Genomic DNA, 17035 nt, shown 5'->3' with positions numbered 1-17035 from the left:
TAGTCCTGCCGCGCACGCGGCAGGACCAGATGGGAATGGATCAATGAAGACTCACGTCATTGTCGCCGGAGCGGGTATCGTCGGACTCTCCACAGCCTATGAGCTGACTCGTCGCGGTCATCGTGTCACAGTGCTGGAAAAGGAACGTGACGTGGCGAAACACCAGACGGGAAATAATTCCGGTGTCATCCACTCGGGCCTCTATTACACGCCGGGAAGCCTAAAGGCGAAGCTCGGCCAGGCCGGGGCAATCTCGATGGAGCGCTTCGCGAAGGATCACGGAGTGGCCGTGGATATCTGTGGAAAGCTCGTCGTCGCCACAACGGCCGCGCAGGTGCCGGCACTGGAGCGGCTACACGAGCGCGGTCAGGCCAACGGGGTGAGTTGCCGCATCGTGAGTGCGTCAGAGGCGCGGGAGGTGGAACCGCACGTCAACGCCGTGGCGGCACTGAAGGTAGATTCGACCGGCATAGTGGACTATCGCGGTGTCTGCGCCGCCTTGCGCAGGCTGATCGAGCAGGCTGGCGGCGAAGTGCGCTTCGACCAGAAGATCGTCGGCGTCACGACACATCCCGACGCGGTTACGGTCACCACCAGGGTGGCCGAGTTTCGCGCCGACGAATTCGTCAACTGCGCCGGGCTTCACAGCGATCGGGTCGCCCGTCTGGCCGGCCTGCGGCCGGACGTTCAGATCATTCCCTTTCGCGGCGAGTATTTTGAGCTGACACCGGAGTCGAACCACCTGGTCAATGGCCTCATCTATCCGGTTCCCGACCCGGCATTCCCCTTTCTCGGCGTGCACCTGACCCGCATGGTGAAGGGAGGCGTGCACGCCGGACCCAATGCTGTTTTCGCCCTGGCCCGTGAAGGGTATACCTGGCTACAGATCAACCCCCGCGACACGTGGGAGAGCGCCCGTTGGCCTGGCCTGTGGAAGCTGGGAAAAAAGTTCTGGCGAAACGGACTCGATGAGGTCGCGCGGTCGCTCTCGCAGAAGCGATTCCTGGCCAGCCTGCGTGAACTCGTTCCCACCCTGGCCGACGACTGCCTCATCCCCACACATGCCGGTGTCCGCGCCCAAGCCATGCGCCGGGATGGCAGCCTCGTCGATGATTTCTACTTCGAACGGGCCCCGCGGCAGATCCATGTGTTGAATGCCCCGTCTCCCGCTGCGACGGCGGGGCTGGAAATCGGCCGCGCCGTCGCCGACGAACTGGCGGCCCTGCGATGATCATCGAAACCCGACCCATCATTCTGGCCAGCACCCTGGCCGTGCGCACCGCCCTTGATTCCGGTATTCTCCGGTCCTTCGAGGCGGCGTTCGGGGTTGTCGTAGAGGCAGAATTCGAGCCGACGACCGTTTTCGTCGCCCGGATCAACGCCGGGTATCAGCCCGATGTTGTGATCGCTACAACGAGTGCCATCGATTCCCTGGCCGCCGCTGGACACGTAGTGTCGGCATCCATCACCCCCCTTGTGCGCTCCGGCATCGGCCTTGGCGTTCTTCACGGCTCCCCGCACCCCGACGTAAGCACCGTCGAGGCGCTGGTCACGACCCTGCTCAACGCTCGATCGGTCGCTTATTCACGGGCGGGGCAGAGCGGCATCCACTTCAGTCGCCTGCTCGAGGAACTGGGCATTGCCGACCAGATCAATACCACCGCTACCGTGCTCGAGAAGGGCTTCACTGGCGTGGCACTGGTCGACAAACGCGCCGATCTCGCCGTGCAGCAGGTGAGTGAACTCCGGTTTGTCGCGGGGGTCGACGTTGTCGGAACCCTGCCCGAACCCGTGCAGCTCTACAGCGAATTCTCGGTCGCTCTTGGAACCGCGGCCTACAACGAGCCGGAAGCGCAGCAATTGCTGACCTTTCTAACCGGAGGCTTGGCCCGAATCGCCTACACGAACTCCGGCCTGACAATGCCGGGCGTCGTGCTTCCGCGCGTTCTGGTTCCGGCCGCGCTGCCAGCGCTCGACCGCGGCAACGGGGCCTCCACGGTAGCCCTCGTGACCAAGGCCATCGGCGCTGTTAGCTTTCTCAACGGCATCACGACCTTCGAACCGGGCGCGGCCATCGGTCACCACACCCATAACTGCATCGAGAGCGTCGTCGTCGTGCAGGGCGACGCCATCGTCAACATCGACGGCGTGGAAACACCGTTGTCGACCTTCGACACCACGTTTGTTCCCGCCGATATTCCGCATCATTTTCGCAACGCATCGGCGGTCGACCCGATGCGTATCCTCTGGACCTACGGATCCGTCGACGCGACCCGAACCATCGTGGCAACGGGCGTCACCGGCCGCATCGACGGAGAACACCGCCGTTGACACCCACGAACCTCTTTTTGTGCCTCACCCGCGTGAGTCGCCGAACCTACGGTCCACGAAGGCGTGATGGGCGATACCGAGGTGGGCGGCCATGAGGGCCGCCGCCACCTCGGGCTGCTGTTTGAGGATGGCAACGGCGAGATCTCGATGAAAAATCACGCTGCGGGCGATATCCGCGTCGGAGTAGTAGTGGAAAGTGCCCAGCGTCAATGACGAAGCCGTGAGCGTCTTCACGATCTGGAGCAGGCGGGGCGCCCTGGCCGCCGCCAGAATAAGATCGTGGAACTCCTGATTGTTGAGCAGGAGTTCCGCACGATAGAGCGATGAACGCGACTCGATGATCGCCTCCATCAGCCGCACGGATTCGAACAGCGCGTCAGCTTCATCATCCGACCGGGTCAACGCCGCGAGCCCCGCAGCCTTGGGTTCCAGGGTTTGACGCAGATCGAAGACTTCGTCGATGTCCGAGCGGGTTAGCTCAGCCACAAAGGCGCCGCGGTGAGGCTCCGTGATCACCAGACTTTCCTCGGTCAGTCTGCGCAATGCCGCCCGCACAGGAGAACGGCTCACCCCGAGTTCGGCGGTGAGCACCGACTCCAACAGGTGGTAGCCCGGCGGGTAGGCCCCGGATACGATGCGACTGCGCACGACGGCGTACACGCTATCGTCTGCACCTGCCATTGCTGTTCCTGCTCTCAGTTGAACGTCTGCCTGTGCAGCAGCTGTAGCCTAGCGTTGCTGCTTGCGCAGTACTGCGGCTCGCGAGTCGTGGTGCGATAAACGTTCCAGCAGATAGTCGACCTCGGCCCTGGTAGCCTCGGTCATCCGGCCGGCCGGCGACCGTTGGGTGGCCGAAGCAAGGACACCGCGTCGCTGCAAGACGTACTTGCGCACTCCCAGCCCGATTCCGGGCTGCTGCTCATAGCGAATCAGCGGCAGGTGGGCATCGAAGAGGTCGTGGGCCGCGTCCCGTGACCCAGCGGCGGCCAGGGCGACCGTGTCGACGAGCATTTCCGGAAAGCAGTATCCCGTCATGGCGCCGTCGGCGCCGCGTTCGATTTCGAAGTCCAGAAAGAGGCCACCATTGCCGCACAGGATCGACAGCCGCGGCATACTGCCGTCAGCCTCGTATTCCCGCAGGGTCGTGATCTTGTCCAGCCCTGGCCAATCCTCGTGCTTGAGCATAAGGGCGTTGTCATTCTCGAGGGCAATGCGCCGAATCACCTGCGGCGTCATTACGACCGAGAAGGTGAGAGGGTAATCCTGAATGACGAAGGGTGTTTTGCTGCCGATGGCGGCACTGGCCCCCGCGTAGTAACCGACAACCTGATCGTCGGTGCGCAGCGACACAGGCGGGGCAATCATCACTCCGGCCGCTCCGGCATCCATCACCGCTGCAGTCAGGGCGCGCATCCCCGCAAACCCGGATGACGAAGCGCCGACAATAATAGGAAAGGTGGTGCGCTTCACGAAACGCGTGGCAATGCGCACCGCTTCTTCGGACGACAATTTCGGCGCCTCCCCAAGCTGGCCCAGCACGGTCAGCCCGTCAACTCCCGACTCGTTGTAGAACTCGATGAGTCGGTCGAGCGAGACGTAGTCCACCGCCCCGTCGGCCAGAAAGGGGGTCGGAGCGATGGCGTAGACACCGGCCGTCGATCGCGAGAACAGCTCAGACATTGGCGATCAGCCCCCCGTCGACCCGGAGAATGGAACCGGTGATGTACGACGCCGCCGTGCTTGCAAGGAAGGCCACTGCTTGGCCGTACTCACTCGGATTGCCGTACCGGCCGAGCGGAATGGCTGCAGCGCTTTCGGCCGACACGTCTGACAGCGGGCGATTCTCACGCTTGGCTTTCGCCTCGTCCAGAAAGGCGATGCGTGGGGTGGCAATGCGACCAGGCAGCACGATATTCGAGGTGATGCCGTCGCCGCCGACCTCGCGCGCCAGCGTCTTCGACCAGCCGACCAGGGTCGACCGCAGGGCATTCGACAGTCCCAGATTGGGAATCGGAGCGATCACCCCCGAGCTTGTGCTCGTGATGATCCGACCCCATTGGCGTTCGCGCATTCCGGGAAGCACCCGATCGGTGAGGGCGATGACCGGGAGCACCATCGATTGGAAATACCTGGTCCACTCCGTGGCCGGGAGCCCGGACACGAGCGTGGGTTTGGGTCCGCCAGTGACATTGATCAGGATGTCGATCGAACCCAGGCGCGCCTCGATCAGGTCGACCTGCCGGTTCATTTCAGCGAGATCAGCGAGATCCCAGGCGAATGCCTCGGATCGGCCTCCCGCCTCGACGATTTCGGTCGACGTCAGAGTGGCCCCGACCAGGGTTCTGCTCACGACAGCGACGGCGGCTCCCTCGGCTGCCAGCACTCGGGCGATGGCTCCTCCCAGGCCACCGCCCGCACCCAACACGAGTGCGGTTTTCGTTCCGATTCCCAAGTCCATGGCGATCCTTTCGATGAAGCGTGGTGACCCGCGGGTCCTGCTCAGTTGGCGGGCAAAGCTGACAGCGGTGCCGGGAGCGGAGTCTGCAGCGTTGTCTTCAGCAGCCAATCGACGGCAGAATCAATGTGATCTGCCGCGCCTGGAGCTGGCGGGCTCTCCCGCAGGGCTTGCACGGTCTGCTCATAGCGGGCAGACGTGCCAGCCAGCACCGTTCCGGGCAGTCCGATCTGAGTCAGCTGGGCCACGGCGCGCTGCACCTCGTGCGAGCGTCGCTCGGCGTGCACCACGTGTGTGCGCACGACGGCATTGAGAAATTGCGTAAATCCGGCCTGGTTGATGTCGTCGAGCACGAGATACAACTCGTCCCGCACCCCCTGGCTCTCCGCCGCAATCAGGCATTCCACGCCGAGAGCCTCGATCCCCTTGGTGAGAAGTGTGCGCAGCAACTTGAGCGTCATGGCATCACCGGGTTCTCCGTCACTGAGGGCGCGCGCCCGGGCCGTGATGTTCGCGAAGTCAGCCACGGCGGCCTCCGCTTCGCGGCCGGACAACAGAATCGGGGTCTGCAACCCCGTGAGCGCGACAGCACCCATGATGGCTGCGTCGACATAGGCAACACCGCGCGCGGACATCCGCTCCCCCATCACCTTCTTGCCCGCGGCGGTGGCGGTGCTCAGGTCCACATAAACCGCATCTCGGCGCAAAAACGGCAGAGCCGCCTCAGTGGCCGCGTCTGCTGCCTCGCCGGGCACACACGCCCAGATCCGGTCCATCTCGCTGAGCCACTCACCGATGTCTTCCTTCAGCTCAACGGTGAGGCTTCGGGCGCAATCGCGGGCCGGCTGCGAAGGAAAGGTATCGCACATAATCACGTCGAAGGCCGACGCAGCGGCCGCCGCATAGAGCCGCCCCACCTCGCCGCAACCGATAATGGCAAGCTTCATTGGTTTCCTATCAGTCGAATTGACCGCACGACCTGACTGTACGAAATTTATACAATCGTGTCAAGAATGCGCCAATTCGTGCCAATAATTCGGGTTGGTTGACGCGGATGGTACAAGGAATGTATAAATGTAGGGAAGGACACTCACCTTCCCCAAGCCAACGGTTTGTTTTTTGAACCCGGCTTCTGACGCTCGAACCAATGAAGTTTGGAGCACAGTGTGACGTTTCACCATCCCCGCTGTCGGCGCCGTTCTTCGCCCTGACCCGGTTTTTCGGGCAGCCCCGGTAATTCATCGGCCGGCAGCTAGCACCCACTGGGATGCACCCCATTCTCGGGGGCTAAGCGCATGAACTCGGCTACAGCCACGTCGAATCCTGCAACTCACGCACGACACACCGCAATCTGCAAGGGAAACCGCCCATGACCATCCGCTCTCGTTCGACCGCACAACGCCGCACCGTGCGCATCGCCATTGCTGCCCTCGCTGTACCCGCACTGTTCCTGACTGCCTGCAGCGAGGGTGGCGGAGGCGCTGCGGCTGGCGGCTCAACAGCCCTGTCCATTGCCACGGGCGGCACCGGCGGGGTCTACTATCCACTCGGGGGCGGTATCGCCACCATGATCAGCAACGACATCGAGGGCTACAGCGCCACCGTTCAGGAGACGAACGCATCGGTAGATAATCTCTTGCTGATCCAGACGAAGGCGGCCGACCTCGCGCTCGTGGTCGGCGACGTCGTGTCCGACGCGGTGGAGGGGGCCGGCTCCTTCGCCGACAACCCGGTCGACATCTGCTCTCTTGGAAACCTCTACAACAACTATATGCAGCTGGTCACCTCGGCCGGTTCCGGCATCGAAAGTGTTGAGGACATGAAGGGCATGCGGGTCTCGGTCGGGTCCCCCTCGTCGGCGACCGAAGTGGGAGCAGTTCGTATTCTCGAGAGTGCCGGCATCAATGTCGAGACTGACATCGATCGCCGTCAGCTCGGCGCCGCCGAGACAGCCGACGCCCTGCGCGATGGCACCATTGACGCTGGCTTCTGGTCCGGTGGGCTTCCGACCGGCGCGCTGGTCGACTACGCCAGCACCGGCGACATGGTGCTGGTGAACTTCGGAGAGTACGCCGAAGCGCTCGCGACCGAATTCGGTGAGTACTACGTAGAGCAGGAAATTGCCGCCAACACCTATGAAGGTCAGTCCGAAGCCGTTTCGGTGATCGTCTCGCCGAACCTGCTCGTCGCCAGCAACTCCATGGACGAGACCCTGCAGGAGCAGATCACGGCCGCAATCTTCGATAACAAGGACGCCCTGATCCAGGTGCACCCGGCCGCCGAGGAACTCGATGCAGCAACGGCCGGAAACGTGCCGTACATCACGACCTGCGCCGGCGCCCAGACGTACTTCGATCAGGCCAACTAAGCCGCCATGCGCAAGCCAGCCGTTGCCATCGCGGTGGTGCTGATCACGCTCACCGCCGGAATTCTCGGCTTCGCCACCGCCACCGCCTTCGGTCCGGGCGAGGCCGGTACCGGTGCCGGTGCCGGTGCCGAACGGATGATCGTGGTCAGAGACCGCGCTGGCGACGAGCTGGCCAGCCTGCCGCTGAACGGTGACACGTTCTCGGTGAGCTACCGCAATTCGATTTACCAGACCCTGGCCGAGGAACGCTATCTCGTTGGCGCCGACGAAAGCTACCAATTGGTCGAAATAGCGGCCGACCAGCTGGCCGTCATCGAAGAGTATTACGCCGTGCCCGGCGCGCCCTCCCCCGCTCCGGCCGGGGATCGCCGCGCCTATGTTGTGCCGCCAGACCCGAACCATCCCGCCGTGTTCGATGCACTGTCGATCGCGGCAACAGACCTGGGCGAACGAACCATTCATATTCCCGGGTCAGCCCCCTTCGCACTCTGGCAGCTCGTTGACGATGCCACCCCCTATCTAGTACTCGAGATCAAGGAGATACCATGACCCAGAAATCGGGCGGCAGCGCAGCCGTCGGAACGAAGTCACCCCCGAGCGACGCCGGATCGGAATCGCTCGACCTGGACCCGAAGATTGACGAGGAAGCCCTCCTCGCCGAGTTCGACGCCGAAATTCCCGCCCGTAAGCTCAGCGGTATTCCCCAGCTCGTGGTCAAGATCATGGGCGTAGCCCTCTCCCTCTTTGGCGTGTACTGGGTCTTCAACCCGATGGCCTCACAGTTCTACCTTCCCGCCTTCCTGATGCTCGCGCTCTCGGCGACGTTCCTCGCCTACCGCGGCTGGGGCAGCAAGAAGAAGGGCAAAATCGCCGGAGCGAAGGATAATCCTCGTATCGCCGACTGGCTGCTCGCCGTCGTCGCCGTGGTGCCGTTCGCGTACATCATCTCGGATTGGGACGCGTACTTTCGCCGGGCGATCATTCCCACCGACCTCGACGTCATCATGGGCACGCTCGCCATTCTCGTGACGCTCGAAGCTGCGCGGCGCACCGTAGGCCTGATGATCCCCATCGCCGTAGTCGTATTCTTTGCTTACGCCCACTGGGGTTCCTACATTCCGGGAGTGTTCGGAACGTCCTCGTTCGATTGGTCCCGCCTCGTCGGTCACAACATCATGGGCACTCAGGGTCTATTCGGCGTTCCCACGAATGTCGCGGCCACCTTCGTCATTCTGTTCACACTTTACGGGGCCGTCTTGACCGGCTCTGGTGCGAGCAAATTCTTCATCGATCTGTCGTTCGCCGCGTTTGGCAGATCCGCTGCCGGCCCCGGGCGTACCGTGACGCTGGCGGGATTCCTGCTCGGCACGGTGTCCGGCTCCGGCGTGGCGACGACCGTGACCCTCGGTGGAATCTCCTGGCCACTCCTGCGCCGGGCCGGCTACCCGAAGGAACACGGCGGCGCCCTGCTCGCGGCTGCCGGTATCGGCGCCATCATGGCACCGCCCATGATGGGAGCGGCGGCTTTCATCATCGCCGCCCTGCTCGGCGTCTCCTACCTGCAGGTTCTCATATGGGCGATCATTCCGACGATTCTGTACTACTTCGGACTCATCCTGTCGATTGAAATGGATTCGCGCCGGTTCAAAACCACGGACGTGAAAATGGACGTCAAGCCGATCGGCAAGCTACTGCTGCGTTTTGGTTACCATTTCAGTTCCCTGGCGGCCATCGTTGTCTTCATGTCGCTGGGAATGACACCGTTTCGTGCCGTCGTTTATGCGACGGTACTCGCTCTCGTGCTGAGTTTCCTCGACCGTGAATCGTGGATGACGCCGCGTCGTATCTGGGATGCACTGGCTGCGGGAGCGGCCGGCGCCATGTCGATCATTCCCGTGATGGCCGCAGCCGGCCTCATCGTCGGGGTTCTGACCCTCACCGGTCTCGGTCTCAAGCTGGCCACTATCATCGTGTCCGCCGCCGGGGGCAACCTGCTGCTGACGGCCATCCTCTCGGCTATCGCCGTGACTCTGCTCGGGCTCGCGGTTCCGGTCACGGCCAGCTTCATCATTTCCTGGGTGATCATCGGTCCGGCTCTTCAGGACGTCGGTGTTCCAGCGTTCGCCGCGGCGATGTTCATCTTCTACTATTCCGTGCTCAGTGAGGTGTCCCCACCGACGGCGCTGTCACCATTCGCCGCATCCGCTATTACCGGCGGAAAACCCATCACGACGATGTGGCTGACCTGGAAGTACACTCTGACTGCATTCCTGGTGCCGTTCGTTTTCGTACTCTCCGAAGCGGGGATCGGGCTACTTCTCCAAGGCGGCTTCTGGTCTATCCTGCTCGCCTTAGTGGCTTCCGCTATCGCCGTAGCCGCTCTTGCCGTCGCAACCGGAGGGTGGCTCTGGGGTCCGGCTCGATTGCCGGAACGGATATTGATTGGGTGCGGCGCACTCCCACTTGTGACGCTTTCTCCCGTGTCGATGGCAGTTGGAATCGGGATGATTCTGTTGGGAATCGCCGTGCACCTCGTGGATCGTCGACGTAGAGCAGACAGAAAACAGCCGAAGGTGAGCGTTCCGGCAGCATGATGCGGGCACCCTCCGGGCAGGTTGCAGCGACGATGGTGAAAGCCGTCTCCGTCACCACGACCGGCGTGCTGCCGACGTTCCTGCTCGGAGCGCTGGCCGTGCAGATTCGCGCCGACCTCGGACTCGGTCCCGCCGAAATCGGGATGGCGGCGGCAACTCTGTTTGCGGTCGCCGGGGTGTTGGCGCGACCGTTGAGCCGAGTGGTTCAGCGAATCGGTGCCCGGCGCGGCATGGTTCTGTCGGCTCTGCTCGCAGCGATTGCGCTCGTCGGTGTCGGAAGCGCCGGATCATTTATGACACTCGTGCTCTCGCTCGCAGTCGGCGGCGTTGCAAATGCTATGGCTCAGCCCTCAGCAAATCTGAGTATCTCCCGCGGTATCAGCACGAACAGGCTCGGGTTGGCCTTCGGCATAAAACAGTCATCGATTCCGGCGGCGAGCCTGTTCGGTGGTCTCGCCGTGCCAGCCATCGCCCTGGTCTACGGTTGGCGCTGGGCATTCCTGATCGGCGCACTGGCCGCCGTCGCCCTGGCCATTTGGGCTCTGCGCAGCAACGCGCGGGAGACGACGCCGGCCCGCGCGAGCGGGAATGCACCGGATCGCGGTACACCGCGTGGCGGTCTCTGGGTTCTCACGCTCGGCGCCGGGCTCGCTTCCGCCGCGGCAACGTCAATCGGAGTATTCCTCGTCGATTCGGCGGTTCAATCCGGTACGAGTCCCGGTGCTGCCGGTCTCCTCTTTGCCGGGGCTGCTCTCATCGGGCTGGTAATTCGGGTGGCTCTCGGTGCCGCGATGGACGCCTTTCCCACGCGGAGCCCGTACGTCCTGATTTCCAACCTGCTGCTGGTCGGCACCGTAGGCTACACCTTGCTGGCTGTCGGCGCCCCTGCCGTTTTCGTCGTGGGGGCGCTGCTCGCCTATACCGGTGGGTGGACCTGGCCCGGTCTGCTGCATTTCGCCGTGGTGCGCGACAACCGGCGAGACGCGGCATCCGCTACCGGAATTGTTCAAACCGGCCTGTCGCTGGGTTCAGCACTAGGACCTTTCTCGTTTGGGATTCTGGTCGAAGCGACGTCCTACCAGACCGCGTGGCTCGCCGCCGGCGTCGTCGCCATCGCAGCAGCTCTCACCTTCCGAATCGGTCGACGAATGATTCGACACTCGCGCCAATTCGCGCGCTCCGCCGCCCCGGCTGTCCCGTCCATCCCTCTCTGGATAAACCCAGTCACGCCCCTTGAAAGGCTTCCCATGCGTTTGTGTTCTGTCCGCGAAGACTCGTTTGAATTCGCAGCTGTCATCGTCGGTGATCGCGGCGTCGCCCTCATTCGCGATCTCGTTCCCGGTTTCACCGGTGATGTACTCGAGGTGCTCACCGAGGGCACAGTCGATGCGATTGAGGCGGTCGCCCTCGCTGCTCCAGCGGCGGTCTTCCGCCCGGCAGATTCGGTGACGTTCGGTGCGCCCTATCGGCATCCACGCATGCTGTGGGGCATTGGCTTGAACTATGTGGAACATGCTTCGGATCTCGCCGAGGGCGTTCCTGACGAGCCGGCATCGTTCATCAAGGGCGACCACACCATCATCGGCCCGGGCGAAAATATCCCGATCCCGTGGCAGAGCACCCGAACGACCGCTGAGGCCGAATTGGGAATTGTGATTGGGCAATACTGCCGCAACGTTGAACCGGAAGACGCATTGTCCTATGTGGCTGGCGTTGTTCCGCTCCTCGACCAGACCGCCGAAGATATCCTTCAGAGAAATCCGCGGTTTCTGACTAGGTCGAAGAATTTTCCCGGATTCTTCGCTTTCGGTCCGAGCATTGTGCCGTTGTCGGAGGTGTACGAGTCCTACGATTCTTTGGCCGACGTCACGGTCTCAACAGTCATCAACGGAGACGTTCATCGCAGCAACACCGTCTCCAACATGCGCTACGACCCGGCTTTCCTCATCAGCTTTCACAGTAAGGTCATGCCGCTCTTTCCCGGCGATATCATTTCTACCGGAACGCCCGGAGCGGTTCACATCCGACCCGGAGATGTTGCGGAATGCCGCATCCCCGGGATTGGCATTCTGCAAAATCCTGTCGTCGACTCGCCAGACACCCTCGAAGCCGAACCGCTCGACGAAGCACCCAACCGAGATCACAATTCCGGTAATCGCAAGCCCGACCAAACATCGTCCATGTAGTTGAGCCTGTGTTTTTGCGCAGCCGATAATCGGCGCGGCCCTTTCGGCCGCGCGATCGACGTTGCTACGCTCAACGCATGCCCCGACTCGACGTTCCTGGCGCTTCCCTCTACTACGAGACCCACGGAGACCCCGACTCGCCAGCCCTGCTCCTGTTCCACTCGGGCATCGCGACCCTGCGCATGTGGGACCCACAGATCGCCGCCCTCTCGGCCCACCACTACGTCATCCGCTTCGATACCCGTGGTTTTGGCCAGACAACGACCAAGAATGTTGAATTCTCCAACCGAGCAGATGCCACGGCATTGCTCGACCATCTCGGCGTAGCCCGGGCCACCCTGATCGGGTGCTCGCGCGGAGGCACGATTGCGATCGATCTTGCCGTGGAAAGCCCCGAGCGCGTCGCGGGACTGGTCACGATCGGGTCAGGACCCAGCGGATTTCCCGATGTGGAGCTCACCGAACGTGAAGACGCACTGTTCGACAAGCTGGATGCGGCCTTCACCGGCCGCCAATGGCCGCGGCTGGCGCGGCTCGAGGTTGCACTGTGGGCGGTCGGGCCGACCCGCAAGGCAGCCGACGTCGACCCCGCTTTTCTGGCCCTCGCGCAGGAGCTCAATTTGCGCAACGTCATCCACGCCACGGAAGCGCCGATACCGATTCCGCTCGAGCCAGCCGCGCTCGACCGGGTCAGTGACATCGACGTTCCGGCGCTGGTGACCGTGGGCGAGCTCGACGTCACGTCGTCGCTGGCCCACTACGAATTTTTGTTGGAGATGCTGCCGCAGGCCAGCGGCTGCACGTTCCGCGACACCGCTCACCTGCCGAGCGTCGAGCATCCGCTGGAATTCCAGCGCGTGCTGGTCAGCTGGCTCGCGACCAACAGCCTCTGATCCTTCCGTCTCCTCCCCCGCCTTCCCCTGCGACAATTGTCCACACCCTGCGGTGGGGTCTGCCCAGGTTTTCTATGCCCGGTAGCCTGTGGGCAGAGTGACCGACCGCGGGGAGATCGATGTCAGAGCACGAGCCAGTCCAGAGCGGAGAATTCTACCTCCGGCATGCCGGTCGCATTATTTGGCCGCGCAATGCCAGGGACCTTATCGACTCGGCGCTGTGCCCGGCCTGCCACACACCGCTGAGGTCGCCGGTCTGTTCCAGTTGCCGACTCGACCTGCAGCACGGGGCCGCAACCGAGTTACTGGCCAGTTCAGCGGATGCCGCAGCAGCGCTGCAGCGTCGCGCCGAGCTGATCGGGCGCATCCGCTACGAAACGAAGACCGGCCGGGTCGCCGTACCCCGTCCTTTCAGTACATATTCGGTCACTGCTGATTCGGTCACTGCAAATTCGAGCTCCATCAATACGGTCGCCACGACGTTGGCGTCACCGGTTCTGCCGGCCCTGCCCACAAAGCCCCGGCGTCCCAGCGTGCAGGTCGTGCTTTTGTCCATCGGTGTGCTGTTGGTCTCGGTTGCTGCGATCTTCTTTCTCACCGTTGCGTGGATCGTCGCTGGGCTGGGGTTCCGCTTTGTTGTCGTCGCGCTGCTGACCGTGGCGGCTCTCGTAGTCGCCGCACGGATGCGTCGTTCGCGGCTGACGTCCACCGCCGAGGGAATCGGAAGCTTCGCAGTGGTGCTTGTGCTTCTCGACGTCTGGGGCATGCGGCAGAACAACCTCTTCGGCCTCGCCGCCGGAGATGGGGCGCTCTACTGGGGAGTCGCCCTGACAGTCTGCGCGACGCTCTTTCTCGGCTGGCACAACCGATCGAACCTGCGCGTGGGCAGTATCGCCGGTTTCGTCGTCGCGGTTCCCGGTGTCGGGCTCTTCGCGGCCGGTCTCTTGCAGGGCCAGAACACGCTCACTCGCGTTTTCGTCGGCTTTCTCGGTGCCGCCATCGCAGCCCTGCTGCATCGTGCAACGTTGTCCCGGCCCGCGGATGGACGCCGGTGGCCGGCCTTCGATCGATTCCCCGAGCGGATACTGCTGCTCGCGCTGGGCGCGCTGGCCCTGGTCACGGCGGCCGTCGTCGCGGTCTTCGTAGAGTCCGACAGCCTGATCGCGCCGGTCTGGTGCCTCGGCGCGGTCGCGCTTGTTGCCACGGCCCACGCCGTGCTCGTACTGCGTGCGCCGCGGTCCGCGCTGATCGTTGAGAGCGTCGACGTGGCGCAGCCGGCCCGACTCATGGGGGAATACCGAGCTTTCGCCTATCTGGCGGCGTCTCTGGCCGCGTTCGCGGCGGCTGGCATCGCGCCGGTCGTTGCCGGTCGCTCCGACAGTCTGCCATTTTCACTCACCGTGCCCCTGCTCGTCGCCACCGCTTTGGCCGTGGCACTCGAACTGTTCGCACGTCACCTTGCTGCGTCCTCAGCCGCACGCACGGCCGGGTTGGTGGCAGCCCTTTCGGCCACCACCGTCGCGGCCATTCCGCTGCTCCTCACTGCCGGGTATGCGGCCTGGCCACTCATCCAAGCCATAACAAGCGGACTACGCGGCCATGAGGTCGTCCGTGACCTTGCCAACGCCGACAACGTCTGGGCATTACTCGCGCTGGCCGGAGTCGGCGCAATACTGCTCATCGGCTGGGCCTTGGGCGGTTTGCTGCGCGCCCGGCGCCAGATCGTGACTGCGCTCGCACTGGCCGTCGTCATTCTCGCTGTGCCGCTCTCCCCCTCCATCGGGGTTATCGTCGCGCTCTACCTGCTGCTGGGCGCCGGCGCACTCATCAGCCTGCTCCTCGCTCGATCGCCTGAGCCAACTTCGGTGCCGCCCACAGTGAATGACGCCGGTCGGTTCTCGCTCGGCTTTCTGGCACCGGCCACCATCGTGTTCCTGATCGCCGGCGAGACGTTGGGCTATGTCATCAGTTGGGCACACCCCACAACTTGGTGGTTCGGCACGGTATCGCTCGTACTCGCGCTCTGGTTTGCCCGCCTATTGGTCACGCACAGGGCTGCAAGCCCCGCGCTCACCAGCCCAGCACTCGCGGGCGCCTCCCACGCTCACACCCGCGAAGCACTGTTGGCCGCGGCGATCGTGATCACCTTGGTCGGGGTTGGTCACGTTCCTCTGGCCCTCGCGCCGGAACAGCAGTGGTTTGACGCGATCAATCTGGCCAACGTCACGGCAGCCATCGCCCTCGCAACGGCCCTCCTGCACCTGCTCGTCGCTGCGGCAGCACTTCGGCCAACGGTGCTCTCTCTTCTCGATCGGCGCTGGGCATTCTTCACTCTCCTCGTTCCGAGCGTGGTTGTCTTCGTCCTTCCGATGCGAACGTGGTCGCTTGCCGCCGGCGAATCCCTGCTACAGCCCGAACCTCTCGGATCCATCCTGCGCGCCAGTATTCTGGTCGCCGCGTGCGCTTCGTGGGTCTTTCTGCGCGCCAACCATGGCGGGCTGCACTTGGAACGTGCAATCGCTGCCATCGCCTTGGCCCCGGCGGTGTATTTACTGCTACGCGAGGTTCTATTCATAACGGCTGCCGTCACATCCGTTTTCACACTCGCCGCACCGGCTGTCGCCCTCGTAGTCTGCTCACTCGCGCTGTTGCGCGGTACAAACCGTAACGGCGGCGCTGGCCGCGTCACGGCCAGCGCCGCGGCCAGCGGTGCAACCGGCTCCCTGGATGTGGATTCGACGGCCCGCCGCGACCGGATTGCCCTCGAAATCGGCGCTGCGATTGTGCTCGTGCCTGGCGTGTTCGCCGCGGTAGGCACGGCAGGCACGTTAGGCACCGCAGGCACGCTCCGCTCTCTCGGCTGGCTCGTGATCGTGTTCGCCGGCATCGTGGCGCTCATCATGGCGATCGCGGCCGACGGGCTGTTCGGCTCCCGGTCGAATCGCCGCCACTTTGGCTGGCTTGCCCTGTTGCTTGGCACGGTTGGCCTCTGGCTCGGCCTCGATCATGCAGGTATCGTGGCACTCGAACCGTATGTGCTGCCGGTCGCCGGTATCGTGCTCACCACGGCCGCACTGATTCGCCGCTATGGCACAACCGATCGCTCGAGCGAAGCAAGTCCGGTAGCCGGCGTGCTGACTTTCGCCGGGCTGCTCATTGCCCTGGTACCGCTCGCCGTGTCGTCCGAGTCGGGGTCGCTGGTGCGCCCCATCGTGCTGGCCCTCGTGTCTGTGACCCTCATGATCGGCGCCGCACTGGTGCGATGGGCTCCGCCGTCGTCAACCTATCTGGCTGCGGCCGGTCTGGCCGGCGCGATATCCCTCGTCGTCACAGCCTTCGCACAGACGCAGCGTCTGGTCGGGGCGCCCGGCGCCCCCGATGGGCGACTCGAGCTCTGGCTGGTACTTCCCACCATGGCGGCGAGCATGACCGCGGTTTTACTGGTGCGCCAAACGGATGCTGACACCACGGCGCTTCGACGCGGCACGGGCATCGCGCTTGTGCTGGTGTGGGCATCCGTTCTGACCTGGGTCGAACTCACCGTTGTCAGCGCCCCCGCCGATGCCGGGCTGTCAACGCCCCGGGCCGTTCTGCTCGTGCTCGCTCTCTCTGCGGTGCATGTGATTGCCCTCGCGCAGCCGCGAGCGCCGTTGGGGGCAATCACCGCCTGGAGCTTACTCGGGCTGGCCGGCTTGACCGCTATCACGGTGGCCAGCTCTGGCAAGGTCGACCCGTTTGAACTCGTCACTGTACCGGTAGCGTTGGCGCTGATCGGGTCGGGCTGGCTGCGCCTGCACGGCGATCCACGAGCGCGCAGTTGGCCCTGGTTTGGTCCGGGACTGTCGTTGCTACTGGTGCCGTCGCTGCTGCTCGATCTCACGTACAACGACCTGTGGCGAATCGTCAGCCTCGGAATTGCAGCGATCATTGTGCTTGTGATCGGTAGCACGCGAAAACTGCAAGCGCCGTTCGTGATCGGTACTGTCGTGCTGCTCATCCACGGTGTCGCCCAGCTCTGGCCGTGGATCGCCCTCGCCTACAGTGTGATTCCGTGGTTCCTCTGGCTCGGTGGTGGCGGTATTCTGCTCATCGTGCTCGCTGCACGCTACGAACAGCGCATCGCGAACCTCAAGTCGGTTGCCCTGCGCATCAGTGCGCTGCGGTAGCCGGGCGGATGCGCAGCGCAATGCTGTGCCGGGCGGTACTGT

Annotated in this window: 12 protein-coding genes; 8 read left to right on the top strand and 4 right to left on the bottom strand. The window is 63.7% G+C overall.

Going from position 1 to position 17035, the window contains the following annotated elements:
* Positions 1 to 43 precede the first annotated feature (43 nt).
* Both lhgO and CXY74_RS17675 read left to right on the top strand, forming a co-directional pair.
* Positions 44 to 1231 carry an L-2-hydroxyglutarate oxidase gene (lhgO, locus tag CXY74_RS05690; RefSeq protein WP_104199527.1) on the top strand — a complete coding sequence of 396 codons (1188 nt, stop codon included), beginning with the start codon at positions 44 to 46 and terminating at the stop codon, positions 1229 to 1231.
* A complete protein-coding gene (locus tag CXY74_RS17675) occupies positions 1228 to 2331 on the top strand; it encodes a substrate-binding domain-containing protein (RefSeq protein ID WP_199183154.1) in 1104 nt (367 codons plus the stop codon). The genes lhgO and CXY74_RS17675 overlap by 4 nt, the downstream gene beginning before the upstream one ends.
* A 24-nt stretch (positions 2332 to 2355) precedes the next feature.
* Here CXY74_RS17675 and CXY74_RS05675 read toward each other — a convergent pair whose 3' ends face one another.
* The 4 genes from CXY74_RS05675 to CXY74_RS05660 form a co-directional block, all read right to left on the bottom strand.
* Positions 2356 to 2991 carry a GntR family transcriptional regulator gene (locus CXY74_RS05675; protein WP_199183153.1) on the bottom strand — a complete coding sequence of 212 codons (636 nt, stop codon included), beginning with the start codon at positions 2989 to 2991 and terminating at the stop codon, positions 2356 to 2358.
* 69 nt (positions 2992 to 3060) lie between these two features.
* The gene (locus CXY74_RS05670; RefSeq protein WP_104199525.1) at positions 3061 to 4011 is read right to left on the bottom strand and encodes a dihydrodipicolinate synthase family protein; all 951 of its coding nucleotides are present in this window, start codon (positions 4009 to 4011) and stop codon (positions 3061 to 3063) included.
* Positions 4004 to 4789, bottom strand: a complete 786-nt coding sequence (locus tag CXY74_RS05665) for an SDR family oxidoreductase (protein WP_104199524.1) — start codon at positions 4787 to 4789, stop codon at positions 4004 to 4006. Before CXY74_RS05665 ends, CXY74_RS05670 begins: the two co-directional genes overlap by 8 nt.
* A gap of 41 nt (positions 4790 to 4830) precedes the next feature.
* Complete coding sequence (locus CXY74_RS05660) at positions 4831 to 5733, bottom strand: NAD(P)-dependent oxidoreductase (RefSeq protein ID WP_104199523.1); 903 nt, start codon at positions 5731 to 5733, stop codon at positions 4831 to 4833.
* 422 nt (positions 5734 to 6155) lie between these two features.
* Here CXY74_RS05660 and CXY74_RS05655 point away from each other — a divergent pair, with 422 nt between their 5' ends.
* The 6 genes from CXY74_RS05655 (at position 6156) to CXY74_RS05625 (ending at position 16993) form a co-directional block, all read left to right on the top strand.
* The gene (locus CXY74_RS05655) at positions 6156 to 7154 is read left to right on the top strand and encodes a TAXI family TRAP transporter solute-binding subunit (protein WP_104199522.1); all 999 of its coding nucleotides are present in this window, start codon (positions 6156 to 6158) and stop codon (positions 7152 to 7154) included.
* 6 nt (positions 7155 to 7160) lie between these two features.
* On the top strand, positions 7161 to 7703 hold the full coding sequence (locus tag CXY74_RS05650) for a hypothetical protein (protein ID WP_104199521.1): 543 nt from the start codon (positions 7161 to 7163) through the stop codon (positions 7701 to 7703).
* On the top strand, positions 7700 to 9748 hold the full coding sequence (locus CXY74_RS05645; protein WP_104199520.1) for a TRAP transporter fused permease subunit: 2049 nt from the start codon (positions 7700 to 7702) through the stop codon (positions 9746 to 9748). Before CXY74_RS05650 ends, CXY74_RS05645 begins: the two co-directional genes overlap by 4 nt.
* Positions 9745 to 11934 carry an MFS transporter gene (locus tag CXY74_RS17890; protein WP_233193228.1) on the top strand — a complete coding sequence of 730 codons (2190 nt, stop codon included), beginning with the start codon at positions 9745 to 9747 and terminating at the stop codon, positions 11932 to 11934. The genes CXY74_RS05645 and CXY74_RS17890 overlap by 4 nt, the downstream gene beginning before the upstream one ends.
* Before the next feature lie 77 nt (positions 11935 to 12011).
* Positions 12012 to 12827: an alpha/beta fold hydrolase gene (locus CXY74_RS05630; RefSeq protein WP_104199519.1), complete on the top strand. Its 816-nt coding sequence runs from the start codon at positions 12012 to 12014 to the stop codon at positions 12825 to 12827.
* Between the two features lie 119 nt (positions 12828 to 12946).
* Entirely contained in the window at positions 12947 to 16993 is a 4047-nt protein-coding gene (locus CXY74_RS05625) for an SCO7613 C-terminal domain-containing membrane protein (RefSeq protein ID WP_104199518.1), read from the top strand.
* Positions 16994 to 17035: the final 42 nt, after the last annotated feature.

It is taken from the genome of Cryobacterium sp. Y29, assembly GCF_002929825.1.
Lineage (GTDB): Bacteria > Actinomycetota > Actinomycetes > Actinomycetales > Microbacteriaceae > Cryobacterium.
This window is presented reverse-complemented; position numbering and strand designations above follow the sequence as displayed.

Excerpts from the sequence above, each read along its gene's own strand:
- lhgO (WP_104199527.1), top strand. The coding sequence starts at position 44 with ATGAAGACTCACGTCATTGTCGCCGGAGCGGGTATCGTCGGACTCTCC.
- CXY74_RS17675 (WP_199183154.1), top strand. The coding sequence starts at position 1,228 with ATGATCATCGAAACCCGACCCATCATTCTGGCCAGCACCCTGGCCGTG.
- CXY74_RS05670 (WP_104199525.1), bottom strand. The coding sequence starts at position 4,011 with ATGTCTGAGCTGTTCTCGCGATCGACGGCCGGTGTCTACGCCATCGCT.
- CXY74_RS05665 (WP_104199524.1), bottom strand. The coding sequence starts at position 4,789 with ATGGACTTGGGAATCGGAACGAAAACCGCACTCGTGTTGGGTGCGGGC.
- CXY74_RS05660 (WP_104199523.1), bottom strand. The coding sequence starts at position 5,733 with ATGAAGCTTGCCATTATCGGTTGCGGCGAGGTGGGGCGGCTCTATGCG.
- CXY74_RS05655 (WP_104199522.1), top strand. The coding sequence starts at position 6,156 with ATGACCATCCGCTCTCGTTCGACCGCACAACGCCGCACCGTGCGCATC.
- CXY74_RS05650 (WP_104199521.1), top strand. The coding sequence starts at position 7,161 with ATGCGCAAGCCAGCCGTTGCCATCGCGGTGGTGCTGATCACGCTCACC.
- CXY74_RS05645 (WP_104199520.1), top strand. The coding sequence starts at position 7,700 with ATGACCCAGAAATCGGGCGGCAGCGCAGCCGTCGGAACGAAGTCACCC.
- CXY74_RS17890 (WP_233193228.1), top strand. The coding sequence starts at position 9,745 with ATGATGCGGGCACCCTCCGGGCAGGTTGCAGCGACGATGGTGAAAGCC.
- CXY74_RS05630 (WP_104199519.1), top strand. The coding sequence starts at position 12,012 with ATGCCCCGACTCGACGTTCCTGGCGCTTCCCTCTACTACGAGACCCAC.
- CXY74_RS05625 (WP_104199518.1), top strand. The coding sequence starts at position 12,947 with ATGTCAGAGCACGAGCCAGTCCAGAGCGGAGAATTCTACCTCCGGCAT.